We start from the raw sequence: 11,824 nt of genomic DNA on the forward strand, positions 1-11,824 counted from the left end.
TTACTCCTAATTATTTTTCATCGCATAAACGCCAAGACGGCCATTTAAGGTGAATGCTTTATTTTGATATGTGAATGTGTGCTTAGCTGCTTTTTCAGCTTTATTAATAGCAACCAAATAAGTGTTATTTTTTACTTTAACTTCAACTAGGTCTAAGAGCTCTTGCGCGTCATACTTAAGTGCCGACACACGGCTTACAGCCTCTAGGGTATATTCTTTACTTGGATTGTATTCACCGTGAGGCTCAAGTACTGAAATAAATTTATGCTGTTTTTTACCTTCCACACGTCGCATATAGCCATTTTCGTTACGAAGGTTAAAGTGTGGATCAGTAGCCCCTATTTGTGTGAACAAAAATGACTCATCTCCTTTGACTAAGCTTGTTTGTGTATAAAAGCGGCCATTGTCATTTAACCATGTTACCTTTGCTAACCCTTGCTGTGGTTGCGCCTGTGCTTTTAACCACAAGTGCTGGTAGCCATTTTTATCACCTAGCGCAGCTAAACTATTTGAGTTACCAACTAGCTCAAAACTGGTATCAATTAATTGGCCTTTGTAATGCAGTGGTAAATCAATTTTATGGGAGGTATCTGCATTTACATTAAAAATATCAATTGCGAGCGAACTTTCAAGCTCAGGCAAATTAATTAACGCTAAAGTACGTTCAAGCTCAACGCCTTTATAAGCGGTGCTTATTTGCCCACTTGAAACTGTCCCATATTGATTTGTTTCAAAGAAATTAAGCGTAGGATGATTGTTATTACCCACTTTAACATTAGCGTTAAAATGTGAGGTTTCATCAATTACAACCGTATTGTGTGCCACGGTATGTTTTGCGTAAGTTTCGTTTTCTGGTAGGTAACGACCGCCATATTTAGCCTCAACATTTAAAAAACGTGCTGCGCCATAATCAGATACAATTTCGTTACCGTGGTCGTAAAACTGCCAAGTTAATTTATCAAAATGGCCATGTCCTAAACCTTGTGCTGCAGGTTTAAATAAAAGTGCTTGGTCGCCACCGGTTTGCGTACGCATTACTACTAATGCACCCTGCTCGCCATCGTTACCGTCGCCAAACGCTACCGATTTAAATACATAAGGGGTTTGCTTATTTTTATCCAACGCTTGAGCAACTTTTAAACCATCACCTGTCAGGATCACTTGATCTTGATACTTAGCAATATCCAGATAACCCGTATCGTTAGTCAAGCCATACGCGGCTGTTACACCTTGAACTAATTCAATCGTATCAATACCTTTGCTTTTTATGGCATCGTTTATAGGGAAAAACAAACCGTTGTAGCTCAGCTGTATAGTGGTATCAATTGCTTTGAGTAATATGCCATCGCGATATTCAAAAATATCTCGTTGCGGTTCGTTGTTTTCAATAGCTTTAGCAAAGGTTACAAACGGAAGTAATGCAAAACGTTGATAATAAGGTCCTTCGTTGTAATAGCCTTGTGGTGAAAACAACATGTCTAGCTGCTTAATAAAACCACCTTCGCCCGATTTATCTAAATCGTAAAGAGACTTTTCAACCCACTCAGATTCATCTAACACATACCCAGCCATACCAACTCCGGCTGTTGCCCATGTACCGTGGTTATGTACCTTGTTAAAAGTTGATGGTTGTCCTTGTGATAAAAATAACGATACCGGGCGTAGTAGGTCATTTTCGATGGTTTTGATATTAGCAGCACTCAATGCGTCATGGACTAAATCATATGCTTGAATGGTATAAACAAGCCACATGGCTTCATTAAGGCTTTGCCAAAATAATTTACCTGGGTTTTGCGACTTAACTTTGCGCTTAGGATGCACATCAAGTGTTGGATATAATTTGGCATACGCAAGTAACATATCACGCACGTAATGCGCATATTTTTCATCTTGGCTTAGCTGATAAATAACACCAGCGTTATACATAAGCTGATAATTTTTTTTGTGACGCTCGTGGGTATAGCCTCCCCCACCATCTTTTGGGACAGGTACCGTTATAGGTCCTTTAATTTGCTCATCAACTTGTGCTTTGAGTGCTTCAAATGCGTTGGCAAACTTACCCAGCCCATTGCTGCTGATTGCTTGGCGCATATGCTGTACATCATCATTGGTTATAACCAAATTTGGATGCGCAGCATAAGCGTTTAACGATAAAGCTAAGGCACTTACAGTAACCCCCAGCGTTTTAAATAATGACTGACTGCGTGTTAAGTTCATCATTGTTAGTTCACCTTATTTAAAACGTTGTTATTTTTAATGGTTGCCGTGTGAGGTCCCGCTACACGTAACTCTTTTACGTTTGGTGCTTTTGTTGCATCAAACGTGTTATCTGTAATGGTTGTAATGGGCTCACCCACCGTGTGCTCAATTTTAACCGGTGCAGATTTTTCAAATTTGTTGTTTGCAATATTTGTTACTTGTACACCGTGCGCATACACACTTGCTTGTGCCTTGTTGCGCTTACCTAAACCTACTTTAGTTAGGGTGTTATTGGTCATTACTAAATGCGGGCCAAAGGTACTCTCATCGCTTCCCCCTCGGTATAACTTAACAACAGCACCGGCTACCTCATCAAAGGTGTTGCTTTTAAGTGTTACATACTCAGCGTTATAAATACCTAAGTCTTCTATTTCGGTATTGAGACGTAATATATCGCCAGTTACATTTTTGAAGGTGTTATTGACTAACGTGATTTCATCTGCCATTGCACCTTTACCCGTTACAAAAAAGTGAAATGAGTGGTTAATATCAAGGTTAGTTAATTGTGAGTTGTGTATTTCAAAGCGGTAGTTATCGACCATGCCCCACTTTTTAGTACGTACTACGCTATTATTAATAGCATCAGGGGCATTTTCACCTGAGATAACTAAGCCATCGAGCTTTAAGCTACCGCCATCATGAATTTCAAATAACGTAGAGCGTTGGTAAGTCAACTTAGCTTTACCAGCATGTTTAGCTTTAAGTGTAAGCACTTTTGTTATTTTAACGAGTTTAGATACATCGTATTGGCCATCAGACAGCTCTAATATATCCCCCGTTTGTGCAGTATTAATTGCGTTTAGTAATGCATCTGCACTTGCTTCAACTTGGTGAGTTTTACCCGTATCAAATGCCACGACTTGCTCTGTTTTTGGATACCAGCTAACGCCGGTGTCGGCCTTTTTTAGCACCTTTAAACCACGTTTTGCACCTGCACTTATTTTGTTTGATTTAGGGTAAAGTAAACCGTTACTAGCTCTGGAGAGTGTTACATCTTGCTGTTTAACCCCGTAATTTAACTCTTTTAATACCTGGGTGTTAGCTACATTTTTGCTAAATTTAATACCGCTTACATCATCAAATGTTGTAAAAGGCTGCTCGCCATTTTGATTAATAATAAGATTATTTTTCATTACGCTATTAATTGGCGCAGCGCTACGTTCGCTATCGCTACCCGCACCCAGTTGTATATGACGCACATTTACATAGGTATTGTTTTCAATTGTCGCGTTTTCTACCTGATGGTAGCGATTTATTGGTGAGTTAGGTACGCCGTTCATAACCGTAAAACCACTCCCAAAGCGATAGCCTGTTAAACCCTCTAGGTAGTTATTTTTTACTATTTGGTTTTTATTAATTATGCGAATGCCACCTGTGTGATCTACACCATTACCAAAAAAAACGTTTTCTTCTATAATATTGCCATTACCATGGCGTAGCGTTAGTGTGCCGCGAGACTCAAAAAACACATTATTACGAATGTGGTTTTTACCTGACTTAACAGAGATTATTTCTACTTCGCCGTTAGTACGTTCAAAGTAGTTGTTTTCAACTAGAGTGAATGAATCACTTAATGAATAGTGGCTAGTACCAATGCGCAGTGTTTCACCCCCGTTAGATCCAAAAGTTGGACGATAGCCAAAGAAGTTATGATCAATTTGATGGTGGTTTTGTTGGCTTTGCTCACTATTAAGCCTTACAGCTACCGTAACGCCTTTGTTACGTTTACCTACTAAGTGACTGTGATCAAAACGGTTGTGTTTACCATACAGAGCCACCCAATAGTCTGATTCACGCTTATCGGGATTATTGTAGTTATCGATAACGACTTGTGTTACGCGGGAGTGAGTAGCAAGCTCATCTTTATTTTTACGAAATTCAATAACGGCTGAGCTAGGCGTATAACCATTTTTAAATACAAGTCCTGACACTTCTAAATACGAACCCGCCAGTCTTAAATTAGATTGCCCTGATAAAATAACATTACCCTTGGTTTGCGCTGTAAGCTTTATAGGGGCGTTTTTGGTTCCTTGGCCTTGTAATAAAATTTCGAAATTAGACCACGTACCGTCTTTGAGAGTTACTTTATCGCCGGCAACGAGTTTGTCAGAGATTTCTTGAAAAGCTTGTTCAGTGTCTACAAAATAATCTTTGGCTGCCAATTGTGTGGATGTGCATCCAATAAGAACTAGGCTAAGCTTTATTATATTAATTAAACGCATAGATAACTCTTTTTCAGTGTGACCGGAAGTAATGCCTTATCAAAAGTAATGCTGCACTCATTGCACAAAGCAGATTAAATCTAGCCAATTGATGTTGTGTGTGTTTTGGTGCTTTAACTTAGTTAAAGCACCCAATGTTGTTGGTATTATTTTTCTAGAGTTTTAAAGTAATCAAAAATTTCTGGCACGTTGCCTTGGCCCATACCTGCATCAAATGCCGCTTGTAAATTAGCCGATGACCCTTCGGCAATTTTTGATTCAGTCCCAAGGTCTGAAACCATTTGTAGGAAGTAGCCTAAGTCTTTGTTTGCATTAGCAATTGAAAAACCAAGGTCGCTTACATTGTCTACCGCGTAGTTTTTACAAAATTGCATAAATGGAGAGCTAGAAGGCCCTGTCGACATAATGTCAAATAGTTGCTGACGATCTACACCGGCTTTATCTGCTACAGCAAACGCTTGTGACATAGCACATACTGTGGTCATACCCATAAAATTGTTGATTAACTTAGTTGTATGACCTGCGCCTAGCTCACCTAGGTGAAATACGTTTTCGCCTTGGTCTTCAAGTACAGGTTTAACTTTATTAAACGTGTCAATATCGCCCGCAGCCATAATATTTAATAGACCATCTTTAGCATGTGCTGGAGTACGTCCTAGTGGTGCGTCAATCATGCCTGCGCCTTTAGCAGCTAAGTCGGCGCCAATTTTTTTAGTTGATGAAGGAATTGATGTACCAAAATCAATTAATACCGCGCCTTCTTTAATTCCCGCTAAAATACCATCTTCTGCATAGACAATTTTTTCAACAACTGCAGATGTTGTTAAACAAAACATAATTATGTCTGCACCTTGTGCGAGCTCTTTTGCAGTGCTTGCTGTTTTTGCGCCTCTGCTAACGCATGCAGCAACCGCATCTTTGTTTAAATCCATAACAACAAGCTCATAGCCTTTGTTCTGTAAGTTTTCGGCCATATTGCCGCCCATTAAGCCAAGGCCGATAAAACCGATTACTGGTTTAGACATGAATAACTCCTAAATATGATGGCGCGTGCTTTTATGAGTACGAGTAATGATTTACCCCATAAATAGGTACGCTGTGTCGTTTAGTTCAATTTGCTAAAGTAACCCTGAGCATGCTCGTTTGAATAGGTAACCCGCCGCGTTATTACCATTTGAGCGAATAAAAACAGAGTAATTAAACGCTGTGTATTGTTGACCGGTTACGTATTTATTTCGTTATGCTTAGCATTGCTTTGATTATTTATTAATACCTTGGAGAAGCTAAAACCAAGTAGCTTACCAATTGGTATGTAAAAACTGTATTACCATACACCAATCTTGTCAACCAATAAGTTAACTTTGTAAACCAAGGTAATTTACAATTTATTTTAATTAAATTAAATTAACTTAATAAACATATAGTTACACAATAAATCGAAATCAAATTAATTCACTGCACTTTTGCCCTCTTTGGTTATAGCTTAATAAAAAATAGGTTGACCAATAAGTTACAACAACTTTATAAACTCGTATAAATAGCGTGGCTATAAAAACACTGTGCGCTAGCCTATCGTTGGTAATACCATTAATCTAGTGTGGTTAATATTATGGCAATGTGTGGTTGTAAATGCCGAGCCTTGCCCACATTTAGCTTAAATAGCCTGAACTCAGGTCTAGAAGTTTACTTACGTATTAAATAGTACTGTTATTTTACAAACTGAGGTTTTCAGTGAAGGCAAAGCACACTTGTGCGGCAATAGCTGGTTAAAATAAACTTATTATTCGAAATTAAGGTAAAATAAGTCCCTAGGTATATAGCAGGCTCTAGCCTTTGCAATGCGGTTATAGGTACTCCATTAAGGCGCTATGCCCCACACCTATTTAAATTTAAACTCACAGAGGTAACCTAAATGCGTTTATTACACACAATGTTGCGTGTAGCCGACTTAGAAAAGTCGCTTTCTTTTTATACACAGGTTTTAGGAATGAAAGAATTACGCCGTTCTGACAACGAAGAGTATCGTTATACATTAGCTTTTGTAGGATATGGTGAAGAGGATAGTAATACTGTTTTAGAGCTTACTTATAATTGGGATGAAAATAGCTACGATCTTGGTAATGCGTATGGTCATATAGCTATTGAATTTGACGATATATACAAGGCATGTGATGACATAAAGGCCGCAGGTGGAAATGTCAGCCGAGAACCGGGACCAGTAAAAGGTGGCACAACAGAAATTGCTTTTGTGAAAGACCCTGATGGCTATTCAATTGAGCTTATTCAGAAAAAGAAAAACAAAGCTCACTAGGCAATAAAATTTATCAAAAAGGTGCCTAGTCGCACCTTTACCTTAGTTGGCTATCTTTACTTGCTCGGCGGTTTACGCCAGCAACGCCCTTACCTTTAGCCTCAAGCTCATTTTGACACGCCACACAGTGCCTAACACCAGGCAGCGCTAACCTGCGTGCCTGTGGTATTTCACAATCACACTCATCACAGAATTCAGCACTCGCGCCTGAGATTAAATTTTGCCTAGCATATTGCACCGCGTCGTTAACACTTGCATCGATTTGATCTTGAATTGCGCCATCACGCGCCCAACCACTTGCCATAATTAACTCCTAATAATAAGAAATTAAACTAAAAGGCTAGCAGCACAGCGCTTTATAAATGCTGAATACTTTGTACTGATCTTTATTGGGTAAGCTATTTAAAAGATGAATAAATATGGTTTAGAGTAATTTGTAATTTATACCAATCCGCATAATTAATTGATCTATTTTGAGGATGGATAAACGTGTTGATAGCAAGGCAGAAAATTTGCTATTTAGTTGTTTTAAATGAGAATTTTTTAACACAGGTAGCGAAACGTTTAGCCCCTGAAAATGATTAAGTATTAATGCTGATTGGTATTCGTTGTACTACCCATTTTATTTACACATGCAGTTATAGGTATGTATTTTTAACGCAGCTAGCAAAAATTTATCACTGTAAATGAATAATTGTCATTGCGGATCGATCTTGAAATCAAAGAAATTATACGTAGGTAATTATTAATTAAATAGATAGGTTTTTAGATATTGAAGAAAATTAAAAGTATAAAACTAAAATTTTAACGGATAAACAGTAGAAATTAATGCGTTGGATAGCGCTGAGGAAGTAATAGCTTTGTAATGGATTTATACACTACTAAAATAGTAAATGGCGCCTCAATAGATTAGTACTCTTGATAACATCGTGCATAGAGAGTGCGGTGTCACACTGCTTTATACAGTACTTAAAATAGTAAGTGGCATCCCCATGAGATTAGTACTCTTGATAACGTCGTGCATAGAGAGTGCGGTGTCACACTGCTTTATACAGTACTTAAAATAGTAAGTGGCGTCCCCAAGGGGATTCGAACCCCTGTTACCGCCGTGAAAGGGCGGTGTCCTAGGCCTCTAGACGATGGGGACACTAAAAAGTGTCACTAGGACAACTGAATGGTTTGACTCGTTTCAGGCGAGTTTTTAATAACACTACCCTACTATAAATAGTAAGTGGCGTCCCCAAGAGATTAGTACTCTTGATAACGTCGTGCATAGCGAGTGCGGTGTCACACTGCTTTATACAGCACTTAAAATAGTAAGTGGCGTCCCCAAGGGGATTCGAACCCCTGTTACCGCCGTGAAAGGGCGGTGTCCTAGGCCTCTAGACGATGGGGACACTAAAAAGTGTCACTAGGACAACTGAATGGTTTGACTCGTTTCAGGCGAGTTTTAATAACACTACCCTACTATAAATAGTAAGTGGCGTCCCCAAGGGGATTCGAACCCCTGTTACCGCCGTGAAAGGGCGGTGTCCTAGGCCTCTAGACGATGGGGACACTAAAAAAGTGTCACTAGGACAACTGAATGGTTTGACTCGTTTCAGGCGAGTTTTTAATAACACTACCCTACTATAAATAGTAAGTGGCGTCCCCAAGGGGATTCGAACCCCTGTTACCGCCGTGAAAGGGCGGTGTCCTAGGCCTCTAGACGATGGGGACACTAAAAAGTGTCACTAGGACAACTGAATGGTTTGACTCGTTTCAGGCGAGTTTTAATAACACTACCCTACTATAAATAGTAAGTGGCGTCCCCAAGGGGATTCGAACCCCTGTTACCGCCGTGAAAGGGCGGTGTCCTAGGCCTCTAGACGATGGGGACGCAGAAATTGCTTTGCAAATCAATGATTTGCTATTTCTAAGTAAGATGAGACCGAGCCTGCGAGGCGAATGGCATTATCTTCTCAAAAACGTTTTCTGTGTCACTAGGACAACTGAATGGTTTGACTCGTTTCAGGCGAGTTTTTAATAACACTACCCTACTATAAATAGTAAGTGGCGCTCCCAAAAGATTAATACTCTTGATAACGTCGTGCATAGAGAGTGCGGTGTCACACTGCTTTATACAGCACTTAAAATAGTAAGTGGCGTCCCCAAGGGGATTCGAACCCCTGTTACCGCCGTGAAAGGGCGGTGTCCTAGGCCTCTAGACGATGGGGACACTAAAAAGTGTCACTAGGACAATTGATAAGTTTAACTCATATCATGAGGTGCTAAGGTAATACGTTTAATACACATAAAGACTCGAGCTTAAAGTGTTACGCTATTCTCTTGGTAAAACCACGCCTAACTATTTGTTAGATGGCGTCCCCAAGGGGATTCGAACCCCTGTTACCGCCGTGAAAGGGCGGTGTCCTAGGCCTCTAGACGATGGGGACACAGAAAACTGCTACCCTAGGACATACACAAAGATTTGGTGGAGCTATGCGGGATCGAACCGCAGACCTCTTCGCTGCCAGCGAAGCGCTCTCCCAGCTGAGCTATAGCCCCAAACCTTTTAATACCTAACGTGTTTAACACGTTGTGTATCGCTGAGTGCGGGGCGCATTCTATGCACCCCCCAAAATAAAGTCAACAGTTTTTTATGCCACTTTATTTAAATGGTTTAATTTTCAACAAACTGGCTATCAAGCATGCTAAAAAATACAATTTCGACAAAATTTGGCCTGTACTTCATCTAACAGCACTACTAACAGATTAATTACCTCTTTATACCTCGTTGATGAGGCAATAATGTTTAACATAAAAGGTATACATTTATATGCAAATTGAGTTGAGGTTAAAAAAGCACTAAAACCAAGGCTAAACCTCGCATTTAAGTGTGTTATTAAAATGCGAGGGCTCTATTCGATAACCTTATTATTAAATGCTCAACCCTGCCCTTTTTAAGTTGCTTGTACACACATATAAAAATTCAGGTGAATTAGGCCGTCGTTAAAAGTGCTAGCAAATAATTCGTGCTCTTTTTAAACACTATGATCCAGTCTAGGTAATAGGCTCTATTTTGTTGTCATTGCGCCAACAACCCATGGCGTTAATTAAAGTTTATTCGCACTAATGGCAATACAGATAACTGCTTATGCCCATTAACGTGTTCGTACCTTTTAAAAAGTACCCTATGCCAGTTCAATAATTTAAAACCTCATATAGTCATTTATCTTATTTTGATAAAACGCCACACTTACTGTATCAATTTCAACATCGCTTTTTATTAGCTTATTTAAGCAATACTTTTTATTGTATGTAAAAATAAGGCAGTCACTTAGCTCAGATTTAGCTGTTTATTTACCCTAGCAACTGAAATCTGATGATAAAGTAAACGCCAATCACGCTACGCTGTTTATAAAACCTTCACTTAGCACATTTTTATCATTCAAGTGTTGACACATTTGCAACTCTATCTATAATAGCGCCCCACAACAACGCAGCAATGCGATGTTATTTAGATGTGGGTGATTAGCTCAGTTGGGAGAGCATCGCCCTTACAAGGCGAGGGTCACTGGTTCAAGTCCAGTATCACCCACCACTTTATTAAGTGTACACATCTAAACTTCTATTTGAGTTGTTAGCTCAGTTAGAAAAAGAGCATCAGCGCTTTTAGTAAAAGAGGCTGAGGTTCACTGGTTAAAGTCCAGTACTATTTTTAATAGTAGCGTATTGATTTATATGTGGGTGATTAGCTCAGTTGGGAGAGCATCGCCCTTACAAGGCGAGGGTCACTGGTTCAAGTCCAGTATCACCCACCACATATAGAACCTATTAGATTAATAGTCGTGTTTAAAATTGTAATATGGGCCGTTAGCTCAGTTACAAGAAAATAGAGCATCACCGCTTTTTATAAAAGATGGCGAAGTTCACTGGTTTAAGTCCAGTACTATCTATACAGATAGTAGCATGTAATATGGGTCGTTAGCTCAGTTGGGAGAGCATCGCCCTTACAAGGCGAGGGTCACTGGTTCAAGTCCAGTACGACCCACCATTCTTAGAATGGTGCATATTACAAAAATTTATATGTGGGTGATTAGCTCAGTTGGGAGAGCATCGCCCTTACAAGGCGAGGGTCACTGGTTCAAGTCCAGTATCACCCACCACATATAAAAGCTATTATATAAATAGCTCGTTTTAAAATTTAATATGGGTCGTTAGCTCAGTTGGGAGAGCATCGCCCTTACAAGGCGAGGGTCACTGGTTCAAGTCCAGTACGACCCACCATTCTTAGAATGGTGCATATTAAATATATAATTTGGGTGATTAGCTCAGTTGGGAGAGCATCGCCCTTACAAGGCGAGGGTCACTGGTTCAAGTCCAGTATCACCCACCAAATTATATAAAACGTTAAATTGATAAAGTCATACCTATTATATGTGGGTGATTAGCTCAGTTGGGAGAGCATCGCCCTTACAAGGCGAGGGTCACTGGTTCAAGTCCAGTATCACCCACCACATATAACCACTTCTAAAATATCTAAATTTAACCACTTCTAACTAGTTATTATAAAAATCTTACTTAGGTAATTAACCCAACTGTAAGAAAAAAGCATCGCCGTTCTTTACAAATAATGGCGAGGGTCACTGGTTCAAGTCCAGTATCACCCACCACATATAACCACTTCTAAAATATCTAAATTTAACCACTTCTAACTAATTATTATAAAAATCTTATTTAGGTAATTAACCCAGCTGTAAGAAAAAAGCATCGCCGTTCTTTACAAATAATGGCGAGGGTCACTGGTTCAAGTCCAGTATCACCCACCACATATAACCACTTCTAAAATATCTAAATTTAACCACTTCTAACTAGTTATTATAAAAATCTTACTTAGGTAATTAACCCAGCTGTAAGAAAAAAGCATCGCCGTTCTTTACAAATAATGGCGAGGGTCACCGATATCAAGCCAAGCAATCAGCGCATATAAACACTCCACAAAACACCTAGGTTATTCTAATTATTATTTAGGGCTCCTTTTTATTTATTA

Annotated in this window: 5 protein-coding genes and 15 tRNA genes; 8 read left to right on the forward strand and 12 right to left on the reverse strand. The window is 39.4% G+C overall.

Features of this window, described 5'->3' with window-relative positions; translation table 11 throughout:
• Nucleotides 1-6: 6 nt before the first annotated feature.
• From QUE46_RS10810 to QUE46_RS10820, 3 genes are all read right to left on the reverse strand, one after another.
• On the reverse strand, nucleotides 7-2,217 hold the full coding sequence (locus tag QUE46_RS10810; protein ID WP_286247738.1) for a heparinase II/III family protein: 2,211 nt from the start codon (nucleotides 2,215-2,217) through the stop codon (nucleotides 7-9).
• 5 nt (nucleotides 2,218-2,222) lie between these two features.
• Nucleotides 2,223-4,481 (reverse strand): chondroitinase-B domain-containing protein, encoded by a 2,259-nt coding sequence (locus tag QUE46_RS10815; RefSeq protein ID WP_286244796.1) that lies wholly within the window; start codon nucleotides 4,479-4,481, stop codon nucleotides 2,223-2,225.
• 146 nt (nucleotides 4,482-4,627) lie between these two features.
• Nucleotides 4,628-5,506, reverse strand: coding sequence for an NAD(P)-dependent oxidoreductase (locus tag QUE46_RS10820; protein ID WP_286244797.1), 879 nt, complete (start codon nucleotides 5,504-5,506; stop codon nucleotides 4,628-4,630).
• An 887-nt stretch (nucleotides 5,507-6,393) separates the two neighbouring features.
• On the opposite strand from QUE46_RS10820, the gene gloA reads away from it, so the two are divergent.
• Nucleotides 6,394-6,792: a lactoylglutathione lyase gene (gloA, locus tag QUE46_RS10825; RefSeq protein WP_286244798.1), complete on the forward strand. Its 399-nt coding sequence runs from the start codon at nucleotides 6,394-6,396 to the stop codon at nucleotides 6,790-6,792.
• Between the two features lie 37 nt (nucleotides 6,793-6,829).
• On the opposite strand, the gene QUE46_RS10830 is transcribed toward gloA, so the two are convergent.
• The 9 genes from QUE46_RS10830 to QUE46_RS10870 form a co-directional block, all read right to left on the reverse strand.
• Nucleotides 6,830-7,096 carry a DksA/TraR family C4-type zinc finger protein gene (locus QUE46_RS10830; protein WP_286244799.1) on the reverse strand — a complete coding sequence of 89 codons (267 nt, stop codon included), beginning with the start codon at nucleotides 7,094-7,096 and terminating at the stop codon, nucleotides 6,830-6,832.
• Between the two features lie 767 nt (nucleotides 7,097-7,863).
• Nucleotides 7,864-7,939 (reverse strand) — tRNA-Glu (locus tag QUE46_RS10835).
• Between the two features lie 174 nt (nucleotides 7,940-8,113).
• Nucleotides 8,114-8,189, reverse strand: a tRNA-Glu gene (locus tag QUE46_RS10840).
• 84 nt (nucleotides 8,190-8,273) lie between these two features.
• A tRNA-Glu gene (locus QUE46_RS10845) sits at nucleotides 8,274-8,349 on the reverse strand.
• 86 nt (nucleotides 8,350-8,435) lie between these two features.
• Nucleotides 8,436-8,511, reverse strand: a tRNA-Glu gene (locus QUE46_RS10850).
• Between the two features lie 84 nt (nucleotides 8,512-8,595).
• Nucleotides 8,596-8,671: transfer RNA gene (locus QUE46_RS10855), tRNA-Glu, on the reverse strand.
• A gap of 263 nt (nucleotides 8,672-8,934) precedes the next feature.
• Nucleotides 8,935-9,010 (reverse strand) — tRNA-Glu (locus QUE46_RS10860).
• A 141-nt stretch (nucleotides 9,011-9,151) separates the two neighbouring features.
• Nucleotides 9,152-9,227, reverse strand: a tRNA-Glu gene (locus QUE46_RS10865).
• Nucleotides 9,228-9,263: 36 nt separating this feature from the next.
• A tRNA-Ala gene (locus QUE46_RS10870) sits at nucleotides 9,264-9,339 on the reverse strand.
• A 960-nt stretch (nucleotides 9,340-10,299) separates the two neighbouring features.
• Here QUE46_RS10870 and QUE46_RS10875 point away from each other — a divergent pair.
• The 7 genes from QUE46_RS10875 to QUE46_RS10905 all read left to right on the forward strand — a co-directional run bounded on the left by QUE46_RS10875 (nucleotide 10,300) and on the right by QUE46_RS10905 (nucleotide 11,291).
• Nucleotides 10,300-10,375 (forward strand) — tRNA-Val (locus tag QUE46_RS10875).
• A gap of 144 nt (nucleotides 10,376-10,519) precedes the next feature.
• Nucleotides 10,520-10,595: transfer RNA gene (locus tag QUE46_RS10880), tRNA-Val, on the forward strand.
• A 157-nt stretch (nucleotides 10,596-10,752) separates the two neighbouring features.
• Nucleotides 10,753-10,828 (forward strand) — tRNA-Val (locus QUE46_RS10885).
• A 36-nt stretch (nucleotides 10,829-10,864) separates the two neighbouring features.
• A tRNA-Val gene (locus tag QUE46_RS10890) sits at nucleotides 10,865-10,940 on the forward strand.
• Between the two features lie 45 nt (nucleotides 10,941-10,985).
• A tRNA-Val gene (locus tag QUE46_RS10895) sits at nucleotides 10,986-11,061 on the forward strand.
• 33 nt (nucleotides 11,062-11,094) lie between these two features.
• A tRNA-Val gene (locus tag QUE46_RS10900) sits at nucleotides 11,095-11,170 on the forward strand.
• Nucleotides 11,171-11,215: 45 nt separating this feature from the next.
• Nucleotides 11,216-11,291: transfer RNA gene (locus QUE46_RS10905), tRNA-Val, on the forward strand.
• Nucleotides 11,292-11,824 lie beyond the last annotated feature (533 nt).

This window comes from Pseudoalteromonas sp. MM1 (assembly GCF_030296835.1).
Classification (GTDB): Bacteria; Pseudomonadota; Gammaproteobacteria; order Enterobacterales; family Alteromonadaceae; genus Pseudoalteromonas.

Excerpts from the sequence above, each read along its gene's own strand:
- QUE46_RS10810 (WP_286247738.1), bottom strand. The coding sequence starts at position 2,217 with ATGAACTTAACACGCAGTCAGTCATTATTTAAAACGCTGGGGGTTACT.
- QUE46_RS10815 (WP_286244796.1), bottom strand. The coding sequence starts at position 4,481 with ATGCGTTTAATTAATATAATAAAGCTTAGCCTAGTTCTTATTGGATGC.
- QUE46_RS10820 (WP_286244797.1), bottom strand. The coding sequence starts at position 5,506 with ATGTCTAAACCAGTAATCGGTTTTATCGGCCTTGGCTTAATGGGCGGC.
- gloA (WP_286244798.1), top strand. The coding sequence starts at position 6,394 with ATGCGTTTATTACACACAATGTTGCGTGTAGCCGACTTAGAAAAGTCG.
- QUE46_RS10830 (WP_286244799.1), bottom strand. The coding sequence starts at position 7,096 with ATGGCAAGTGGTTGGGCGCGTGATGGCGCAATTCAAGATCAAATCGAT.